Source organism: Streptosporangium sp. NPDC001681 (genome assembly GCF_040298085.1).
Taxonomy (GTDB): Bacteria; Actinomycetota; Actinomycetes; order Streptosporangiales; family Streptosporangiaceae; genus Streptosporangium.
This window is the reverse complement of sequence record NZ_JBEOZN010000073.1, coordinates 1-18,642: the sequence shown is the minus strand read 5'-3', so window position 1 is coordinate 18,642 and position 18,642 is coordinate 1. Positions and strand designations below refer to the sequence as shown.

Below are 18,642 nucleotides of genomic sequence, written 5' to 3'. Positions count from 1 at the left end.
GTTCAGAAAATAGACCTTAACCCTTCGCTTGCACGCACGAGGAGTGCCGAATGAAGACGGAGACGATTCGAAGCGGGCTCCTCTCGGTGAACGAGCTCATCAAGCAGATCGACGCCGGTCTCGTCGACGGCATGCTGCTGGTGACGCCGGACAACGCCGGTCGCTGCCTTTCGGAGCGAGTCGCCGCTGCCGGGTTCGTCGAGAACCTGGGCCGCACCGACGCCTACAAGATCCCGCTGATGCTGTGGGGCGTCGACATCGAGCAGGACGTACGTCCGGGGCTCGACCACATCGGTGGCATGGGCGCCGGCGTCCCGGACGTGTTCCTGGTCCCGGACCTCACGACCATCCGTCGGGTCCCGTGGATGCCCGGCCTGCCCGTGGTCATCTGCGACCCGGTCGACAAGAACGGTGTCCCGATCCCGTTCGCGCCGCGGCAGATCCTCAAGGACCAGCTTGTACGGCTCGACGCTCTCGGCGTCACCCTGCAGGCGGCCACCGAGGTGGAGTTCCATCTCTTCGACGAGAGCTACGAAACGGCCTGGCACGACGGCTACCGGACCCTCACGCCCTCCAGCCGCTACCACGCGGCGTACGACGCGCTGGCCTGCCTGCGGTCCGAGGGGTTCATCGAGCAGGTCATCCGGCAGATGGACCAGGCCGGCGTCGAGATCGAGGGGTACGCCGGCGAGTACGGGCTCGGGCAGCACGAGATCAACCTCAAGCACACCACCTGCCTGGAGATGGCGGACCGGCACTTCCTCTACAAGTTCGGCGTCAAGACGATCGCCGCCCGGATGGGGAAGTCGGCGACGTTCATGGCCAAGTGGAACATCGACGCGGACGGCAGCTCCTGCCACGTGCACGTCAGCCTCTGGGACCGTGAGACGTCCACGCCGCTGGGTGCGGACCCGCGCTTCGACGGCTTCGTGGCCGGGCTCGCGGCCCGCGCCGAGGCGGCGACGCTGATGTACGCGCCGATGGTCAACTCCTACCGCCGGTTCCAGCCGCACTCGTTCGCGCCCACCGTGATCGCGGTCGGGGACAACAACCGCACCTGCTCGCTGCGCGTGGTCGGCTCGGGCGACACCCGCCGCATCGAGAACCGGATCCCCGGCGCCGACGTGAACCCGTACGTCGCCCTCGGCGCGATCGCGCTGTCCGGCGCCGACGGCATCGAGGCCGGGATGCCCATGCCGACCATCGAGTGCGGCGACATGTACACCCGTGAGGACGTCCCGCTCATCCCCGGCTCCCTGCACGACGCGCTCGACCTGTTCGAGCAGAGCGAGGAGATGCGGACCGCCCTGGGCCCCGCCACACACGCCCACCTGCTGGCCATGGGCCGCGAGGAGGAGAAGGCGTTCCTCATGGAGACGGTCACCGACTGGGAGAAACGGCGCCTGTTCGAGCGGGCCTGACGGTGCGGCCGCCGACCGCGGTCGGGCACAACGAGCTGCTCGGCCACGCGGTCCGGCTGGAGGACTGGGCACAGCAGGGGGAGTCGACCTACGTCCGGGCCCGCGAGGCGCTGGCCGCGGACGACGTCGAGGCGGCGGTGAGTCTCGCCGAGCTCACCGCCCAGGAGGCCCAGGAGGCCTTCGACCTCTACCTGCTCTGGCTCGGGCAGCTGCCCGCCCTGCTCGTCGAGCTGGGCGTGCCTGACGGGAATCTGGCACCGGCCCGCGACCTGGCCGCTCGGACCGCCGAGACGCTGGAGGCGGGCTGGGCGACCTACCGCGAGCACCTCGCCGCCTTCGGCGTACGGGCGCGCGCACGGGACACCCCGGGCGCGAAGGAGGAGCTCGAGGCAGGCCGGATGGTATGGCAGACCGCCCACGATCCCGCGACCGACGCCCTGTGCGCCCTGATCGCCGTCGGTGTCGACGTGCTCGGCGAGGACTGTGTCGGTCCGCTCTGGGATCGGCTCCTGGCGCACTACTACGCGGCGCTGGGGGAAAAGTACGACCCCGCGACAAGGCCGTGGCGGCAGTCCCTGGAGCGGCTGGTGCTCGACATCTTCGAGGCCACCCGCGGCCACCTCAGCGGGCCGGAGCGGGACGGCAACTTCGAGGTCTGGGAGGAGCCGGACCGGTGGGTGGTCCGGTTCGAGCCCTGCGGCTCGGGCGGGCGCACGTACGTCGACCCGGAGTCCACGCCGGGCCGGACTTTCACCCAGAGCGAGCACGACTGGGCGTGGCGGACCACCGGCGTGTGCCACTACTGCGTGCACTGCTGCCAGCTGCAGCAGCGCGCCCCCATCGAGCACCTCGGGATGCCGCTGCGGGTGGTCGAACCGCCGGTGCGCCCCGACGGCGAAGGGCCGGGCCGGGACCAGTGCACGTGGTCCCTCTACAAGGACCCCACGCTCCTGCCGGACGAGGCGTTCACCAGCGTCGGGGCGCCCGTGCCGTCCTGGCTCAGTCGGTCACGACGGTCGTGACCCCCGCGCCGGCGGACACCGACTGACCCGCCGCCGGGTCGGTCCGACACGCGTCGACGAAGCCGCTCAGGAGCTGGAGCGCGTGCTCCTCGTTCGGCCACAGGATCTCGGGGTGCCACTGCACGGCGACCAGCGGATGGTCCCTCAGCTCTGCGCCCTCGACCAGGCCGTCGTCGGCGACCGCCGTCGCGACCAGCCCGTCGGCCAGCCGGCGGACGCCCTGGTGGTGCTCACTGTTGACGGCCAGCCGCCCGCTCGTCCCGCCCAGCCACTGCGAGAGGCGCGATCCGGGGGTGACGTCCACCATATGGAGCGGCCACGCGAGCGCCTCCTCGCGCAGCTCGTGGGCGACCTCGCCCGCGAGGTCGCGATTCAGGTCGGCATAGAGGGTCCCGCCGAGCGTGACGTTCACCAGCTGCAGGCCACGGCAGATCGCCAGCACCGGGAGGCCGGCGTCGAGCGCGGCGCGCAGCGCGGCCTGCTCGTTGCGGTCCCGGATCGGGTCGATGTCGCGGATCGCCGGGTCGCCGGGGTCCGCGCCGTACGCGGCCGGGTCGACGTCGGCGCCCCCGCTGACCACCAGGCCGTCGAGGCGGCGTACGACCGCCGCGATGTCGTCGTGAGGCTGGTGGCAGTCGATGGTCAGCGTCACCGCACCTGCCTCGGCGAACCCGTGCAGCATGTTGCGCCACAGGGAGAACCGTTCGAGGTCCGTCGAGGAGTAGGTGAGACCGATGACCGGCCGCGAGGGGTGAGCCACCATTCGACGCCTCCTGTGCGTGCTATTGGTAGAGCGTTTAGACCTTTTCAGGTATCTTGGCCCGTATGACTCGACTCGTCAATCGACAGCTGCGGCTCGCCCGCAGGCCGACCTGGACCGCGACCCTCGACGACTTCGTGCTGGACGAGGTGGCCGTCCCCGAGCCCGGCGCCGACCAGGTCCTGGTCCGCGTCGACTGGCTGGCCTTCGACCCGGCGATGCGCGGCTGGATGAACGACGGCCCGTCGTACGCGCCGCCGGTACCGCTGGGCGAGGTCATGCGGGGGCACGCGGTGGGAGAGGTCGTCGTCAGCAAGACCGACGAGCTCCCGGTCGGCGCCGTCGTGACCGGCAACTTCGGTTGGCAGACCCACGTGGTGGCCCAGCCGGGGTCGCACTCGGCGGCGCTGCTGGAGCACATCCACGCGGCCGCGGTGGGTACGCCCGTCGCGCGGCCGGTCCCCGAGGGCGTGCCGGTGACGGCGGCGCTGGGCGTGCTGGGCACCACGGGCCTCACAGCGTACTTCGGGATGCTCCAGCTCGCCTCTCCTCGCCCGGGTGACGTGGTCCTGGTCTCCGGCGCTGCCGGTGCCACCGGGTCGGTGGCCGGGCAACTGGCCCGGTTCGCGGGCGCTCGCACGATCGGCATCGCCGGTGGCGCCGAGAAGGTGCGCTGGCTCTCCGAGGTCGGCGGCTTCGACGACGTCATCGACTACAAGGCCGAAGACGTCAGAGCGCGGGCCCACGAGCTTGCCCCCGACGGCGTCGACGTCTTCTACGACAATGTGGGAGGCCGGATCCTGGAGGCCGGGATCGCGAACATCGCGCAGCGCGGCACGGTCGTCATGTGCGGCGGGATCTCGAGCGGGTACTCCGACGAGGCGGTGGCCTACGGGCCCACCAACCTGTCGACTATCACCGTGCGCAGCGCGGACATGAAAGGGTTCATCGTCACCGACTTCGTCGACCGGTTCGACGAGGCGACGCGTCGGCTCGTGGACTGGATCCGGCAGGGTCGCCTGGTGTGGGCCGAGGACGTCCACGAGGGCGGCGTCGAGGACGCGGTGGACACGATGAACCGGCTCTTCGACGGCAAGAACTTGGGCAAGCAACTGCTGCGGCTGCAGCACAAGTAGGCACGAGGAGGGCTGACAGACCCCGCTAGTGGTCGCGCCCGTTAATTCGTCGGGGTTCATCCGGCCAGTGGGTGCGGTGCGTCGGCCAGCCCCTCGATGCCCTGTTCACAGTACCGGCGCCGCCATTTGCGGGCCGTGTCCTGGCAGATGCCCAACCGCTCCGCGATCATCCGGTTCGCCGTGCCCGCCGCGGCGAGCAGCACAATCTGTGATCGCAGCACCAGGCGAAACGGCGCTGCGCCGCGCCGGGACAGGGACTCCAGCTCAGCGTCGCCAAGGTGGAGGGCATGCGCTCCATGGTGCAGCCAGGCGGGTAGGGCACGATGGCCGTAAGGCCACCTGAGTCGACCATGACCTCGCTACGCCGGCGCCTGGCCGCCAGGGCACGCGAGCGCCGGCCTCAGCTCGCCGGCATCACCATCCGTTACCACGGCGAGTTCGCCTACGAGGAGTGCGCGACCCGCCGGGCGGATGATGACCGGTGTACCTTTGGCCGATCACCTGACGAGGCCGTTACCGGTGACGATGAACACCTGCGAACTATCGTCGCTGAGGCCGCTGCCTTCGGGCTCCTGGCAGCGGCCTCACCCGCCGGTCACACCAACTGTGCCCGCGTGGGACGAGTCTTCATATGAGCTGCGAGGGTGGCTATGTGGTGGATCAGCTTGCTCGCAGCCGTCGTTCTCCTGTCGTACGTGGCCTACCGGTGCACGGCGAGCGTGACGGCGTGGAGTGCCGCGGCCGCGATCGTCGCGGCCACGGGTGTCGTCGCCGTCCTCGGCCGGACTCCGCTGGAGATCGTCGGCACGGCGCTACTGGCCGTGGGGCTGGGCGCGACGAGCTGGGCCCTGGGCAGGTCGGCCCGGCTGCGCGGGGCGCGACGCCGGGCGCTGGCGGCCTACCGCTCGGGAGAGTGGGCAGTGCCCGGCCTGGCAGCGGCCTCCGAACGGCACAGGCTCGCCGCCGACCTCCATGACACCGCGGCGCATCGGCTGACCGGCATCATGATCGGTGCTTCGTCCGCGCTGCACGTCGCCGATCCCCGGCTGAAGGCCGAAGCGAGCGCGCACGCGGCGACGGAGGGGAGGTTGGCCGTGGCCGAGCTCACCCGGCTGACCGCCCTCGGTCAGCGGGCGGCGCGAACCGACCTGGCAGAGGTCGACGCGCTGGTCGCGGAATGGCCGGGGCGGCCACCGGTCTATCGCAGGAGCGTGGAGTCCGCGCCGCCGCTCATCGCCGCGCTGGCCTTCCGCGTGGTGCGCGAGGCACTGACCAATTGTCGGCGCTACGCTCACGGAGCGCGCGTCGAGGTGGGCCTGGCACGGCGGAGCGACCGGCTAGTGGTCACGGTCGACGACTGGGGACGTGCGGAGACGGGCGAGCCGTTCGCCGGGGGATGCGGGAGCGGCCTTTCGGTGCTGCGGGCCGACCTGGCGGCGGCGGGCGGCTCACTGTCGGCCGGCCGGTCGGCACGAGGCTGGTCGGTGCGTGCGGAACTCCCTCTGACCATCAATCAGACCGCCACCGAGAGGCCGGGCGGCAGGCTGCACACGTGGGCACTGGTGGGGTTGGCCGCTGGGATTCCGGTGGGCGGGCTGCTGATACCTGGGGCAGGTCCTCCGCTGTCCGCGCGAACGCTGGTTCCACTCCTGCCGCTGCTCGTCGTGCACGCCCTGGCACTGCGTTTCCACACACACCGGCCGGTCGTGGCCGTGCCCCTGGCCTTGTCCATGTATCCGCTCCTGGTGGCGGCGCGATGGGCGGGCTGGCCGGTGCCGTCAGGCGGGGGCTTCTTGTGGAGCGGCTGGGTGGAGTTGATCATGATGTATGGCATTGGCGCGGCGAGGCGGCTGCGAAGCTGGCCGGCACCGGCGGCGGTGGCGGTGACGACCGGGGCGGCGCTGGCCTGGAGCCCGGAGATCACCGGTAACCGCGTGGGCGTCTGGGCGGTGCTGAGCGTCTGCCTGTTGATGCCGATGGCGGGGGTGTGGGCGGCAGGCGTGGCGATCACGACCAGGCGGGCCGGTCGTCATGCCGCCGCCGTCGTGCGCCATCACCGATTGAGCGAGGAAGCGGCACAAGCGGAGCGGGCCAGGATCGCCGCCAGGCTGCGTTCGACGGCGTTGCTGCGCGCGCAGGCGGTGGTGGCCGCCGTGGACCTGGAGACCGTGATGGTCGAGGCGCGCGCAGGGCTGGACGCCCTGCGGGACCTGCTCGATGAGCTACGTAGCCCGATGGGCGAAAATGCCCCGCCCCCGTGCCTGGCCGGGATCACCGCACTGGCGGCCCGCCACGAAGCGGTCGTGCGCTTTCTCGGCGAGCCGCGCCAACTGCAGGGAGCTGTGGAGGCGACGGCGTTCTGGGTCGCCCGCGAGCTTCTTAGTCACGATGGGATGCTCGTGGTGAGCTGCCTTCCCACTGGGGTTATGCTCTCGGGCATGGCGGATGCGGGGGCCAGACGACGGCTGCGGGCGGTGGCCGACGCGGCCGACGGCGGCATGGTCCGCCGTGGCAGGTGGGTGCGGATCTGGCTGCCCGAGGTGGGCGTGTGATCCGGGTGCTGGTGGCCGATGACCAGGCGATGGTCCGGGCCGGGATCGCCGCGATGTTGTCGGTCGAACCCGATATCGAGGTGGTGGGCCAGGCCGCCGATGGGGCGGCGGCGACCGCGCAGGCCATCACCGAGGTTCCGGACGTCGTGCTGATGGACATCCGGATGCCCGGCACCGATGGCTTGTCGGCCGCCGCCACGATCACCCGCCGGCTGCCGGCGGTCCGCGTGGTGATGCTGACCACGTTCGGGCTGGAGGAATATGTCCACACCGCGCTACGCGCGGGCGCCTGCGGTTTCCTGCTCAAGGACGCCGAGCCGAGGCGGGTGATCGAGGTGGTCAGGCTGACCGCGGCGGGTCAGTCGTTCCTCGACCCGGCGATCACCTCCAGGCTGATCAAGCGCTTGGTCCCACACCTGCCATCACCCGCCCCCGCGCTGAACACGTTGACCCCGCGCGAAGATGACGTGCTGTGGCACCTCACCCGCGGCCTGACCAATGCCGAGATCGGCGTGGCCTTGGGCATCAGCGCCACGACCGTCAAGGAGCACGTCGCCTCCATCTTGGCTAAGCTCCAGGTCCGCGACAGGCTGCATGCCACCATTTACGCCTACGAGAGCGGCTTCATCTGGTCGCGTGAGCCCTAACGGGCGATCACCTGCACCTCGGGAAACCGTGAGGAACGCCTGTCGAGCAGGTCGCCTTTGCGCCGTAGATGCAGATCGAAGAAGGCCATGGTGTAGGCGCGGGTGACGGCCACGGAACGCGCCGCCGACAGTGTGCCGTTTACCGCTCGCAACTGCTCCCTTGACAGGCCGATCACCGGCGCCGCCTGCTCGTACAGCAGCGGCAGGTCGGTATAGGAATTGTGCTTGACGCCCTTGGTCTTCACGTGCAGCCGCCAGCCCTTCAGCCGGGACCAGAAGGCCTTCTGCCCGCGGATGGGCTTGTCGAAGATCTCGGCCTCCATGAGCATGTACGGCTTGGCCAATCCTTTGGCGGCCACCTTGCCGAGGGCGGGTCCGTCCAGGTTCAAAACCGCCTTGACCCGCCGATCCTCCAGCATCGTCGCGGCGGCCGTCGCTCCTCCCGCGGAATGGCCGAACATGCCGACCCTGCTCAGGTCGAACGCGCCACGCAGCCCCTCCGGCAGCTTCCGGCCCTCAACATCGGGGTTCTGCCCCTTGTTCAGCTCCTTGAGCCGGTCCAGCACGAATCGCGTGTCGGCCACCCGCACCTTGATCTCTTCGGCCTTCTCGTCCAGCCGGCTCACCGGGACCGGCTTCAGGACACGGCCGGTGACCGTGCCGTTGGGGAACTCCACCTCGCCGGCATCGCCCGGATGATCGATCGTGACCACCATGTAGCCCCAGCTGGCCAGTTCTTCGACCGTGGCGGTGTTCATGGAACGGTCGGCGCCGTTGCCGGGTGAGAACAGTACGACGGGCAGCCCTCGGCCCGCCACAGGGGCCCCTTCGCGGCCATGGGTCAAAGGCAGGCTGACAGCCGCAGGCGAGAGGCTGCTGTTGCGATAGAAGGCCTCGGCGGCGCGAGGCGGCAGCCAAGGCGCAGCGGGGTGGCCGTCCGGACGACGGGTGGGATACCACAGGCTGATCATCAGCTCACGCCGGTCATGTGCCTTGATCCACGGGTCGGCCCTGGAGCCGTCACGCAGGTGCAGCGCGACAGTGCCGATCTCGCGTGGACCTGTCGGCTGGGGCAGGGCCACAGTGACGGGCTTTGACATGGCCTGTACGGCGGGTCCGGTGAGCAGAAGGCCGACCGCCACCGCAGAGGCCACGCCCCGTCTGAGCAATGCGCAATTCATAACGGCCACGCTAGGGAGGCTCGCTGTCCGGAAACTCCCCACCAGAGATGACTTTGGCACTCATACGAATGAAGGAAGCACCCCTCCGCCCGGAGGGGATAGACAAGGTCCGCGGGACGCTCGGGGGCTGGGACCGGCCCAAAAGCCGTAGCCCGGCCCAAGAACGCCCGGCGAACCTCAGCGGTCGTCACCGACCCGCTGCTCATCAGTATTCGAAGCGGCTGAGGGAGGAGCCGAGCGTCCACATCTGATTGAGCCAGGTGGCGGTGGCCTGGTAGACGGCCTCCTGCTCGGTGGTCAAGACGACGTCGGCGACCGGGCCGACGGCGGCCAGGCGCTCGCGCAGCACGAGGACCTCAGGGGTGTCGACCAGGTCCAGCAGCCCGGTCCCTGCGGGGCGTTGGCTTTTGAAGGGCGCGTATTCTCGCGAAGTGAAGATCATGCGCAGTGCGGTCGGCGGTCTTACGCTTGGTGCGGGATTTGGCGCGGCCCTCTCCCTCGTCAAGGACGTGTCCTCGCCGGGCGGGATGATCGGACGCCGGTCGGGGGTGCGCAGCCCCATGCCGCCTTTGGATGCCCCACCCAAGAGAACCTTGCGGAGCCTGCTACCTGTCCAACCAGACGACAGGTGGTGTCGTCTGGTTGGACACGAGTACATGAGGCCGGCGCGCGGGCCATCGTCGAGGCACGACTGATGAGGAGAACCTGCCCGTGCCGGCCGTTGTTCAGTCAGTCATCCCGGAGTCGATCAGGAGGTTCCTCGGCCGTCGGTGGCGTGCTGTGGGGGGTGGCTGGTGGTCGGATGTGGTGCGCCGGGTGCCGGTCAGGGCGGCCAGGGCGGTGGTGATGGGAACCGCGGCGATGAGTCCGATGGTGCCCACCACGCTGCGGACGATCTCCTGGGCGATGACCGGGTTGGTCAATACCTCGCCGATGGGTTGGTCGCCGACGCTGATGAGCAGCAGTAGCGGCAGGGAGGCGCCCGCGTAGGCGAGGATGATGGTGTTGATCACTGAGGCGATGTGGGCGCGGCCGACTCGGGCGGCGGCCCGATACAGCTGGGCGAAGGTATAGCCAGGGTTGGCGTGGGCCAGTTCGGTGACGGTGACCGCCTGGGTGACGGTGACGTCGTCGAGCACGCCCAGGGAGCCGATGATGATGCTGGCCAGTAGCAGGCCCTGAGTGTTGATCCGATAGTTCATGTCCAGGTAGAAGGAGCTTTCGTCAGTGATGCCGTTAAGGTCGGCCAAGCCGATGGCGGCCACCGACAGCGCGCCGGTGAGGCTGAGGCTGACCAAGGTGCCGACCACGGCCATCGAGGTGGGGATGGTGAAGCCGTGGGTCAGATACAGCACGGTGAGCATGATGGCCGCCGAGCCGACGATGGCGACCAGCAGCGGTGGCTGTCCGGCGAGGATGGCCGGGATGACGAACATCAGCAGCAGCACGAAGGTGATGGCCAGCCCGATGAGCGCGGTCACACCGCGCCAGCGGCCGAAGGCGATCACGGCCAGAGCGAAGGCGGCGCCGAGCAGTCCTAGGGGTGAGGACCGGTCGTGGTCGGAGATCTGGTAGGGCGGCACATCGAGGATGCCTTTCGGCGTGTAGATCAGCACCACGTCGTCGCCCGCGGTGAAGATCTGCGCGCCGGGGCCGCTGGGTAGCTGGGTGGCGATACGTTGGCCGGCCTGCGGCCCGCTGGTCAGGTCGACTTTGGCTTCGCCGCAGGTGGCGGGGTCAGCCGGTGGCTGTTGGCCGCGGGGTTGGCCGTCTGCGGGCGGCTCCTCGATGCAGGGGGTGAGGGTGATGGAGGTGATCGTTCCCGTCATCTGCTGCAGGCTGGCCGATGGCTGGCCGGTGGAGGTGCGCTCAGTGGGCCACAGCCAGATCAGGGCGGTCAGCGTGGCCAGCGCCAGGGGAACGATGACGGCCAGCGTTGCCCACACCGTGCCGCGGGAGCTGGGAGCGGCCGGGCCGTGTGAATGGTTGGTGCCCATGGTCGAGAAGGGTCTCCTTAGCGGCGTGGAAAGGGGAAAGTACCGCACCGCGAAGGTGACCGTGTTGCCCTATGTCGGCGTGATGGAGGCCGCCGGGTCCCCGGTTCATGAACCACCCAGGTTTTTGAAGGCTCTGCGGCGTCCGCGCAGCCCCTCCGGGCGACCTTCAGAAAAGGAAGGTTTGTTGAAGCTAGTCGGACTTCTGGTTCACCCGCGCCCACGACTGAGGCCCCCGCCCGCGTCTGGCTGGCCGCGGTGCGGGGGCTGATGACATGTCTTCCGATCGTTACCGCACAACGACACGTTCGGCAGGAGATCACCGGCCTGCGAGGGCATCAGCTTCGTGGCGTCAGTGACGGCGCTGCAGCTGGAACCAACGACTGCGTGTTAGCAGCGGGGTGAGGAATCGACGTCGCGAGAAGGGAGGGTGGTACGGGCGTGGCGGGGGCGGTGGGCGATCAAGACTCGCCGCAGGATATTGATCCCGGCGCCCCGGGGTCATTCAACCGTGATGACGAGCTTTCCAGGCGCGTTGCCCGCCGCCAGGTCACCCACCGCGGTGGAGGCCTCCGCCAGGGAGTACGTGCGCCCGACGGCCGGTCGCACGGTCCCGGCCTCGATGAGGTCGCGCAGCGCGTCCAGGTCGGCGGTGCGGGTCAGCGCGATCCGCGCCTCCAGGCGCTGGCGCGTGAACGGGGTGATCAGCCGGACGGCCAGCGGCCGGCCGAGCCCGCCGAACCACCGACCGCCGCCCTCGCCGCCGACGATGGCGAGCCGGCCGCGCTCGGTGAGCAGCCCGCGCAGCAGGGCCAGCGGCCGGAGGCCCGCGATGTCGATGATCAGATCGTATGTCCCGGTGAGCGGCTCGCGCGTGTAGTCGATGACGGCCTGGGCGCCCAGTGACCGGACGAGGTCGGCCTTGGCTGTGCTGCACACGGCGGTGACGTGGGCGCCGCCGGCGACCGCGAGTTGCGTCGCGAAGCTGCCCACTCCGCCGCCGGCGCCGATGACCAGCACCTTCTCGCCGGCGGTGACCTGGCCGACGGCCCGCAACGCGGTCACCCCTGACACGGGTACGGCCGCCGCTTCGGTGAAGCTCAGGTTGGCGGGCTTGCGGGCGAGCTTGCCCGGGCGGGCGAGCGCGAACTGCGCGTACGCGCCGGTCGCCGCGCCGTACACCTCGTCGCCGGGGCGGAACGCGGTCACGTTGGCGCCGACGGACTCCACGACGCCGGCCACGTCCATGCCCGGCACGCGGTTGCGGGGCCGGCGCAGGCCGAAGCCGAGGCGGCCGATGAGCGGCAGCCCGGTCATGATGTGCCACACGCCGTAGTCGACGCCGGCCGCGTGTACCCGGATCAGCACATCGTCGGCGCCGGGCGTCGGGATCGGGACCTCGCCGAGGCTCAGCATGTGCGGCGGGCCGTACTTGTCCTGGACGATCGCCCTCATGAGGGGTCTCCTTCGGTGTCGGGGTACTGGAAGACGTCGTCGAGTCCGACCCGGAACACCCGGGCGATGCGGAATGCCATCTCCAGCGAGGGGGAGTAGCGACCCTGTTCGATCGCGATGATGGTCTGGCGGGTGACGCCGACCCGGTCGGCCAGCTCGGCCTGGGTCATCTCGTCGTGCGCGAACCGCAGGGCCCGGATCGCGTTGGTGACCTGCGTCGGCTTCACCACGTCTGGAAGCCGCCCTTGCGGTACGCCATGATCTTGGCAAACGAGCTGAGCACCGAGGACAGCACGAACGCCAGGTAGACGGCGTTGGCGATCCAGAAGTGGCGTAGCTCGGCGATGGCCATGACCAGTGCGGCGAGCGCGCCGATGACGAGGATCGACTGCCCGATGCGCTCACTGACCTGGTTGATCTCACGGTCGCGCTCGTCAGTGCGGTCGGCGCCGTGGCCGCCCGCGATAGCCATCGCGATGTGGGCCACGATCGCGGCGACGATGGCGCCACCGATGGTCCACAGCAGAGTTCCCGCGTAGGCGACGTCGGCGAGCGGGCCTTCGCCGGCCCGGCCCAGGATGGTCACCAGGTAGATCGTGTACGCGCCGACGGAGACCACGATCATCACCCAGGCGCGCTTTTCCTCGAAGGCCATGCCTGCTCCTCATGTAAAACAAAGCTGACATCAACCAATGTAAAGCGCCCCGGACACCATGTCAAAGTTTATTTACACGCACGACCGGCGACGCCATAGCGCCCGGCGCGGTGTTGCTGCAAAACGTCCACAGTCGGCCGGACGGCGCAGGTCGCACCAGCCCGCCCTCGTCGGAAGAGCCGCAGGATCTGGGCTACTCCGGTTCGCGCCGCTGGGCGGCACCCTCGCCGCCGCCCAGCGGCAGACGCTTAGCGGGTGACGAAGGTGGTCTTCTGCGCGCGGCCGACCTCCAGCATGGCCTGGTAGGCCAGGTGGGAGGCGGACTCGGTGAACCGGCGCAGGATGGCCTCGATCGCGTGCACCTCCGAGGCCGAGGCGCGCAGGGGCCGGGAGTGCCGCATGACTCGCCTCGCGGGTAAGTACGCGCGCCGCCCCAGCCGAGGTCAGCGCCGCCTGCGGGATCGATCGACACCAGAGATCGGCGCTTCCAGGTCTCTGGCTTGTTCGATTCTCGCTAACTGTTGCCCGATCCTGCCTTCTCGGCCGAAGGAGGCCAATGACGCCGCCATGTCCGCCGCATCGCGGGATATGCTCTCGACGCCTTATGCGACAGCCGTCGTGGTGCGGCGAGTCGCGTCGGGCAGGTGGACATGGCCGACGCTGTGAGGTGCCTGTGGGCGGCGGTGAACTCTTCGGACGCCGTGCCGAGCTCGACCAGCTCGCCGGTTTTCTCGATGCCTCCCGGCAACGCGGCGACGCGCGGTTGCTCTGGGGCGAGCCCGGGGTGGGCAAATCCGCTCTCATGACCGCCGTGGCAGAGCTCGCCATCACGGCGGACATGCGGGTTCTGCGAGCGTCAGGGTCGGAGTTCGAGGCGGAAGTCAGTTACTCCTGCCTCAACCAGTTGCTTCTGCCGCTGAACGCCGACATCGAGCGCCTCCCACCCGGTCTGCGGGAGGCGTTGTCGGTGGCGCTCGGTTTCGGTGTGGGGGCGCCCACGGACGCGCTCCTGGTCTGCAACGCGACGCTCTTGCTCGTCAAGGCGGTAGCCGCCGATGCGCCGCTCGCTCTTCTGGTGGACGATGTGCACTGGATCGACCGGGCCAGCGCCGTCGTCTTGAGCTTCGTCGCCCGCCGCCTGGAGGGTACCCAGGCCGGGCTGCTGGTCTCCGCCAGAACGGGCGCGGCGAGCTTCCTGGATCCGCGGGGACTGACCGAGATGACGGTCCGGCCGCTGGACCATGAGGCGTCCGGGCAGTTGGTCGACGCTGGTTTCCCGGAGATGCCGCCGCGCGTCCGGCGACGGCTGCTCGACCTCGCCCAAGGCAATCCGCTGGCGCTGACTGAGCTGCCGTCCACGCTGCTGGGTGCTGCGCATCACCCGGTGACCCACCTTGAGGTGGTTCCGCTCAGCGACAGGCTCCAGGCGATGTTCGCCACGCGGATGGCTGATCTGCCGGAGCCGACCCGCAGGCTGCTACTGCTGGCCACGTTCGAGGGCAACGGCGACATCAGGGTGCTCAGGGCCGCCGTGGGGGCCGGGCACGGCCTGGCCGGCCTCGCCCCGGCCGAGCGGGCGCAGTTGGTACGCGTGGACGACGCCACGGCGCGGATCGCGTTCCGGCACCCGCTGATCCGGTCGGCGATCGTGGCGGTGTCCACCCACGAGGAGCGACGCAGCGCGCACCTCGCTCTCGCCGGAGCGTTGGACGTCGACCAGGAACGCCGCGCGTGGCACCTCGCGGCGGCTGCCACCGGACCGGATGAGACGGTGGCGCAACTGCTGGAGGACTCGGCGCACCGCGTCATGCTCCGCGGAGACGCCTTCGCCGCGGTCGCGGCTCTGATCCGCGCCGCCGAACTCAGCTCGACCAGCGCGAGCCGTGGCCGGCGGCTCGCCGAGGCCGCCTACATCGGTGCCGAAGCCGGCGGCGCCGTCGAGGACGCCCAGTCGCTCCTGACGGATGCGCGCCGGTCGGACCCGGACTCGGCGGGTTCCCTGCTGGCCGCCAACGCGGCCGCCTTCCTGATGCTCAACGGAGACGGCGATGTGAACACCGCGCACCGCCTCCTGGTGGGAGCCATCGAGACCGGCGACCACGGATTCCGCGCCGACAACCCCGCCCTGATCGAAGCCATGCACACCTTGCTGCTGCTGTGCTGGTACAGCAGCGATCCGGAGTACTGGGAACCGTTCTACCGGGCGCTGCGCAGGCTGAAGCCATCGCCGCCCGACGTGCTCGCACTGGCGAGCAAGACGTTCCCCGACCCTGTACGCACCGCGGCTTCGGCCCGGCCGGCGATCGATGAAATCCTCCGCACCCTCCCCGACGAGGGGGATCCCACGCGCATCATGCGGATCGGTACGGCATCGGTCTACCTGGACCGCCTGGCCGACTGCCGCGAGTCCTCATGGCGCCTGGTCCAGCAGGGGCGGGACGGCGGAGCACCCCGCCGGCACCTCGGCGCCCTGATGCACCTGTGCCTGGACGACTACCTTGTCGGCCGGTGGGACGAGGCCGAGGAACTCGCTTTGGAGGGGCATCGGGTCTGTGACGCCAGCGGCTTCTCGTTCTTCGAGTGGTATTTCCTGTACAACAGGGCGATCGTCGCCGCCGGCCGGGGCCGTTTCGACGAGGCGTACACACTGGCCGACGAGATCACGCACTGGGCGCTGCCGCGCGGTGTGTCGGCTGCGGCCCTGTTCGCGCACCATCCGCGCGCCCTGGCTGCGCTGGGCCGGGGCGACTACGACGCCGCCTTCCGGCACGCCGCCGCGATGAGCCCGCCCGGCGTCCTGGCCTCGCATGCACCGCACTGCACCTGGGTCATGTTCGACCTGGTCGAGGCGGCGGTGCGAGTCGGACGCACGGTCGAGGCCAGGGCGCACGTAGAGGCGATGCGGGCTGCCGACGTGGCCTCGCTGTCGAGCAGGATGGCGCTGATCCAGGCCGGCGCGGAGGCTCTCGTTCTCGATGACGACGCGGCGATGTCGCGGCTGGAGGCTCTGCTGGCCGGTCCCGCGAGCGAGCGGTGGTTGTTCGACGCGTCGCGGGTACGGCTCGCGTTCGGCGAGAGGCTCCGCCGTGGCCGATCGGCGTCGGAGGCTCGTCGGCAGCTGCTCCTCGCCTGTGACGGGTTCGCCGCCATGGGCGCGGAGCCGTGGCTGGCGCGCACCCGGAGCGAGCTGAGCGCGGCCGGCCACCGGCAGGTTGACGTGCCGTCGGGTGGTCCGACCGCCCTGACTGCGCAGGAGGCTCAGATCGCGCAGCTGGCGGCGAGCGGGCTGAGCAACAAGCAGATCGCCGAGCGCCTGTACCTGTCGCATCGAACGGTCGGCGCGCATCTGTACCGGATCTTCCCCAAGCTTGGCGTCACCTCCCGCGCGGGGCTCAGGGATGCGCTGTCGTCGCATCCCGACGAGTCGCAGCCGCCTGCGCGCTGAGCGCGTCAGCCTGGCTCTCCTTCTCTTCGAGCAGCCGCTCCAGCAGTTGCCGGGTGGTCGGATCGCTGTTCCCGACCCAGCGCACCGCCTCCTGCAGGGTCTGGACGAGGATCCGCGCCGTGAGGAGATCCTGCGTAACGATGCCCGTGAGGTCCCCGTCGGGGAAGGTCTGGAAGGTGACGCACGACCGGGCGGACAGGTGCTGCGGGTCGTAGTCGGCGGCGAAGCCGAGCTGCCAGATCCGCGCCGCGAGCAGCCTGGCCCCACCACGGTCCTGATCCGCGCAGGCGTGGAGAAACTCGGAGATCGGCCGGTATGACGGCGCGCGGACGAGGTGCGCATGCTGCTCGTACTGTAAGGAGGACACGACCAGGCTCACCAGCAGCACGTTGAGCAGACGCGCGACAGCCGTCAGCTCAGCATGGTTCGACGGGGTCACCGGCCCGTCCTCCAGATCGAACAGGGCACGGTCCCGGACCTCGCGCTTGGACAGCTGCTCTGGACTTGGAAGCCTCGTCACACCCTCGATGGTGAGACACAGAGTCGCACCGAGGCATCTGTCATATGACCTAATCGCCCAGGGGCGGTGGTCCCTGGACAGGCCGTTTTCCAGAGGCGTGACTCCACACGCAAGTAGGTCGCCTGCCCCGGGAAAGGCCGTGAACTCGGAGTCGAATGACTGATGTGGGGCCGCCTGGGCGGCGCCGAAAGTGGGGCGTGAGACAAGCGAACAGCGCACCACAGTGAGGAGGTCGTCCCCATGTCTGTCGGCCATGGATTTCACGCGACGATGACGGCGCAGCCGGGTAAGGGCGACGAACTGGTCCGGCTTCTGCTCAACGCACCGTCACTACCGAACAAGGACTGCGTCGTGTTCCTGGTCAGCCGTTCGTCCGGCAACCGGGACGTCGTGCACGTCACGGAAGGGTGGGTCAGCCGGGAGGCGCACGCAATGTTCTTCGCCACCCAGCAGGCGCAGGCGTTGGTCGCACGCCTCCAGTCGCTGCTCGCCGGCGAGTCCGAATACGCCGACGCGGTGCCGGTCGGCGGCAAAGCCGCTTTCTGAACCTGAACCAGGAGGAACTCATCGTGACATTGGCCAGACCCGACCTCGATCCCGAACTGCGGGAGCTTCTTGCGGACATGCCCCTGGTATCCCGGCTCGACCCCGAGATGCTCGCCCAGATGCGCCACCTGTCCGTGACATCGGTGGAACCGTACCTCGAGGGTCGCGCGATCGACCGGCGCGAGGTGACGGTGACCGGCCAAGACGGTGCCCAGATCCCCCTGTCGATCTTCACCCCCGGCCGTTCCACGGCGGCGGCGCCGTGCGTCTACTGGATCCACGGTGGCGGAATGATCATGGGGGACCGGTTCTCGAACATCGACATCCCGCTGGAATGGCTCGAACTGTTCGGCGCCGTCGTGGCCACCGTCGACTACCGGCTGGCACCGGAGGCAACCGGCTCGACCTTGGTCGAAGACTGCTACCAGGGCCTGCTCTGGATCGCCGAGCACGCTGGCGAGCTCGGTATCAACCCGGGGCGCATCATCGTTGCGGGGGCCAGCGCCGGCGGTGGTCTCGCTGCCGGGCTCGCCCTTCTGGCGCGTGACCGCGGCGCCCCCGCCATCGCCGCGCAGGTGCTGATCTGTCCCATGCTCGACCATCGCAACATCACTGTCTCCAGCCACCAGTTCTCCGGCGACCCCGGTGTCTGGACCCGCGAGATGAACGAGTTCGGATGGCGATCGGTCCTCGGCCCCCTGGCCGACCAGGCTGTGTCCATCTATGTCTCACCTGCGATCGCCGGCGACCTGTCCGGCCTGCCGACCACCTACATCGACGCCGGCACGGCAGAGGTCTTCCGCGATGAGGACGTCACCTACGCCACCAGGATCTGGGCGGCAGGCGGCCAGGCAGAGCTGCATGTCTGGGCGGGCGGCTTCCACGGATTCGACGCGCTCTACCCCCATGCCCGGATCTCCGCCACCGCCCGCCGTACCCGCAACGACTGGCTCGCCCGCGTCCTGACCCCCGCCTCGCCGGACGAGGCCCTTCAGCCAGCACAAGGGGCCAACCGATGAGCGCCGTCAACCGTGCCGCGTTCCTGCGAGAGTTCCTCCGGTCCCCCTTCACCGTCGGCGCTGTCGCGCCGAGCGGTGAGCCGTTGGCCGACTTGATCACCTCGCCCATCTCACGCGACGGTGACCCGCTCGTCGTCGAACTCGGCCCCGGTACAGGCGCGTTCACCGGGGCCATCCAGCAGCGGCTCGCCGGCCGCGGCCACCACCTGGCCATCGAGCTCAACCAACGATTCGCGGACCTGCTCGCCGCCCGCTACCCACAGGTCGACGTCGACGTCGACCTGTGGGT

The 18,642-nt window shown here is 69.7% G+C and carries 19 protein-coding genes; 9 read left to right on the top strand and 10 right to left on the bottom strand.

Translation table 11 applies throughout. The features are described 5' to 3' along the window. Nucleotides 1-50: 50 nt before the first annotated feature. Nucleotides 51-1,421 carry a glutamine synthetase family protein gene (locus tag ABT130_RS28815; RefSeq protein ID WP_350960417.1) on the top strand — a complete coding sequence of 457 codons (1,371 nt, stop codon included), beginning with the start codon at nucleotides 51-53 and terminating at the stop codon, nucleotides 1,419-1,421. Nucleotides 1,422-1,423: 2 nt separating this feature from the next. Further along, a complete protein-coding gene (locus tag ABT130_RS28810; RefSeq protein WP_350960415.1) occupies nucleotides 1,424-2,443 on the top strand; it encodes a hypothetical protein in 1,020 nt (339 codons plus the stop codon). Here ABT130_RS28810 and ABT130_RS28805 read toward each other — a convergent pair. Next, entirely contained in the window at nucleotides 2,421-3,206 is a 786-nt protein-coding gene (locus ABT130_RS28805; protein WP_350922115.1) for a gamma-glutamyl-gamma-aminobutyrate hydrolase family protein, read from the bottom strand. The genes ABT130_RS28810 and ABT130_RS28805 overlap by 23 nt on opposite strands. 62 nt (nucleotides 3,207-3,268) lie before the next feature. On the opposite strand from ABT130_RS28805, the gene ABT130_RS28800 reads away from it, so the two are divergent. Further along, the gene (locus tag ABT130_RS28800; protein WP_350960412.1) at nucleotides 3,269-4,339 is read left to right on the top strand and encodes an NADP-dependent oxidoreductase; all 1,071 of its coding nucleotides are present in this window, start codon (nucleotides 3,269-3,271) and stop codon (nucleotides 4,337-4,339) included. A gap of 56 nt (nucleotides 4,340-4,395) precedes the next feature. Here ABT130_RS28800 and ABT130_RS28795 read toward each other — a convergent pair whose 3' ends face one another. After that, nucleotides 4,396-4,560 carry a helix-turn-helix domain-containing protein gene (locus ABT130_RS28795; RefSeq protein WP_350960410.1) on the bottom strand — a complete coding sequence of 55 codons (165 nt, stop codon included), beginning with the start codon at nucleotides 4,558-4,560 and terminating at the stop codon, nucleotides 4,396-4,398. A 444-nt stretch (nucleotides 4,561-5,004) separates the two neighbouring features. Between ABT130_RS28795 and ABT130_RS28790 the strand changes: the two genes are divergently transcribed. Both ABT130_RS28790 and ABT130_RS28785 read left to right on the top strand, forming a co-directional pair. Next, a complete protein-coding gene (locus ABT130_RS28790; RefSeq protein WP_350960408.1) occupies nucleotides 5,005-6,891 on the top strand; it encodes a sensor histidine kinase in 1,887 nt (628 codons plus the stop codon). Then, entirely contained in the window at nucleotides 6,888-7,538 is a 651-nt protein-coding gene (locus ABT130_RS28785) for a response regulator (RefSeq protein WP_350960405.1), read from the top strand. Before ABT130_RS28790 ends, ABT130_RS28785 begins: the two co-directional genes overlap by 4 nt. Here the strand turns inward: ABT130_RS28785 and ABT130_RS28780 are convergent. From ABT130_RS28780 to ABT130_RS28750, 7 genes are all read right to left on the bottom strand, one after another. Further along, the gene (locus ABT130_RS28780) at nucleotides 7,535-8,638 is read right to left on the bottom strand and encodes an alpha/beta hydrolase family protein (protein ID WP_350960483.1); all 1,104 of its coding nucleotides are present in this window, start codon (nucleotides 8,636-8,638) and stop codon (nucleotides 7,535-7,537) included. The two genes, ABT130_RS28785 and ABT130_RS28780, sit on opposite strands and share 4 nt — an antisense overlap. Before the next feature lie 286 nt (nucleotides 8,639-8,924). After that, nucleotides 8,925-9,161, bottom strand: a complete 237-nt coding sequence (locus ABT130_RS28775) for a hypothetical protein (protein WP_350922103.1) — start codon at nucleotides 9,159-9,161, stop codon at nucleotides 8,925-8,927. Nucleotides 9,162-9,444: 283 nt separating this feature from the next. Beyond that, entirely contained in the window at nucleotides 9,445-10,716 is a 1,272-nt protein-coding gene (locus tag ABT130_RS28770; RefSeq protein ID WP_350960402.1) for a YibE/F family protein, read from the bottom strand. Between the two features lie 498 nt (nucleotides 10,717-11,214). After that, entirely contained in the window at nucleotides 11,215-12,168 is a 954-nt protein-coding gene (locus tag ABT130_RS28765) for an NAD(P)-dependent alcohol dehydrogenase (RefSeq protein WP_350960400.1), read from the bottom strand. Next, entirely contained in the window at nucleotides 12,165-12,398 is a 234-nt protein-coding gene (locus ABT130_RS28760) for a helix-turn-helix transcriptional regulator (protein WP_433381358.1), read from the bottom strand. Before ABT130_RS28760 ends, ABT130_RS28765 begins: the two co-directional genes overlap by 4 nt. After that, entirely contained in the window at nucleotides 12,392-12,823 is a 432-nt protein-coding gene (locus ABT130_RS28755; protein WP_350922097.1) for a hypothetical protein, read from the bottom strand. The genes ABT130_RS28760 and ABT130_RS28755 overlap by 7 nt, the downstream gene beginning before the upstream one ends. Before the next feature lie 248 nt (nucleotides 12,824-13,071). After that, nucleotides 13,072-13,224 carry a hypothetical protein gene (locus tag ABT130_RS28750; RefSeq protein WP_350960397.1) on the bottom strand — a complete coding sequence of 51 codons (153 nt, stop codon included), beginning with the start codon at nucleotides 13,222-13,224 and terminating at the stop codon, nucleotides 13,072-13,074. 272 nt (nucleotides 13,225-13,496) lie between these two features. On the opposite strand from ABT130_RS28750, the gene ABT130_RS28745 reads away from it, so the two are divergent. Then, nucleotides 13,497-16,268, top strand: a complete 2,772-nt coding sequence (locus ABT130_RS28745) for an AAA family ATPase (protein ID WP_350960394.1) — start codon at nucleotides 13,497-13,499, stop codon at nucleotides 16,266-16,268. Here the strand turns inward: ABT130_RS28745 and ABT130_RS28740 are convergent. Continuing rightward, entirely contained in the window at nucleotides 16,216-16,788 is a 573-nt protein-coding gene (locus tag ABT130_RS28740) for a ferritin-like domain-containing protein (RefSeq protein WP_350922092.1), read from the bottom strand. The two genes, ABT130_RS28745 and ABT130_RS28740, sit on opposite strands and share 53 nt — an antisense overlap. 240 nt (nucleotides 16,789-17,028) lie before the next feature. Between ABT130_RS28740 and ABT130_RS28735 the strand changes: the two genes are divergently transcribed. The 3 genes from ABT130_RS28735 to ABT130_RS28725 form a co-directional block, all read left to right on the top strand. Then, nucleotides 17,029-17,334 (top strand): putative quinol monooxygenase, encoded by a 306-nt coding sequence (locus ABT130_RS28735; protein WP_350922090.1) that lies wholly within the window; start codon nucleotides 17,029-17,031, stop codon nucleotides 17,332-17,334. Between the two features lie 23 nt (nucleotides 17,335-17,357). After that, on the top strand, nucleotides 17,358-18,353 hold the full coding sequence (locus ABT130_RS28730) for an alpha/beta hydrolase (protein ID WP_350960391.1): 996 nt from the start codon (nucleotides 17,358-17,360) through the stop codon (nucleotides 18,351-18,353). Continuing rightward, nucleotides 18,350-18,642 (top strand): class I SAM-dependent methyltransferase (locus ABT130_RS28725; RefSeq protein ID WP_502992226.1); only part of this gene is annotated, 293 nt, incomplete at its 3' end. The genes ABT130_RS28730 and ABT130_RS28725, both read left to right, overlap by 4 nt.

Coding starts and splice junctions, on each gene's coding strand:
- ABT130_RS28800 (WP_350960412.1), top strand. CDS start 3,269: ATGACTCGACTCGTCAATCGACAGCTGCGGCTCGCCCGCAGGCCGACC.
- ABT130_RS28780 (WP_350960483.1), bottom strand. CDS start 8,638: ATGTCAAAGCCCGTCACTGTGGCCCTGCCCCAGCCGACAGGTCCACGC.
- ABT130_RS28755 (WP_350922097.1), bottom strand. CDS start 12,823: ATGGCCTTCGAGGAAAAGCGCGCCTGGGTGATGATCGTGGTCTCCGTC.
- ABT130_RS28735 (WP_350922090.1), top strand. CDS start 17,029: ATGTCTGTCGGCCATGGATTTCACGCGACGATGACGGCGCAGCCGGGT.
- ABT130_RS28775 (WP_350922103.1), bottom strand. CDS start 9,161: ATGATCTTCACTTCGCGAGAATACGCGCCCTTCAAAAGCCAACGCCCC.
- ABT130_RS28805 (WP_350922115.1), bottom strand. CDS start 3,206: ATGGTGGCTCACCCCTCGCGGCCGGTCATCGGTCTCACCTACTCCTCG.
- ABT130_RS28750 (WP_350960397.1), bottom strand. CDS start 13,224: ATGCGGCACTCCCGGCCCCTGCGCGCCTCGGCCTCGGAGGTGCACGCG.
- ABT130_RS28770 (WP_350960402.1), bottom strand. CDS start 10,716: ATGGGCACCAACCATTCACACGGCCCGGCCGCTCCCAGCTCCCGCGGC.
- ABT130_RS28815 (WP_350960417.1), top strand. CDS start 51: ATGAAGACGGAGACGATTCGAAGCGGGCTCCTCTCGGTGAACGAGCTC.
- ABT130_RS28765 (WP_350960400.1), bottom strand. CDS start 12,168: ATGAGGGCGATCGTCCAGGACAAGTACGGCCCGCCGCACATGCTGAGC.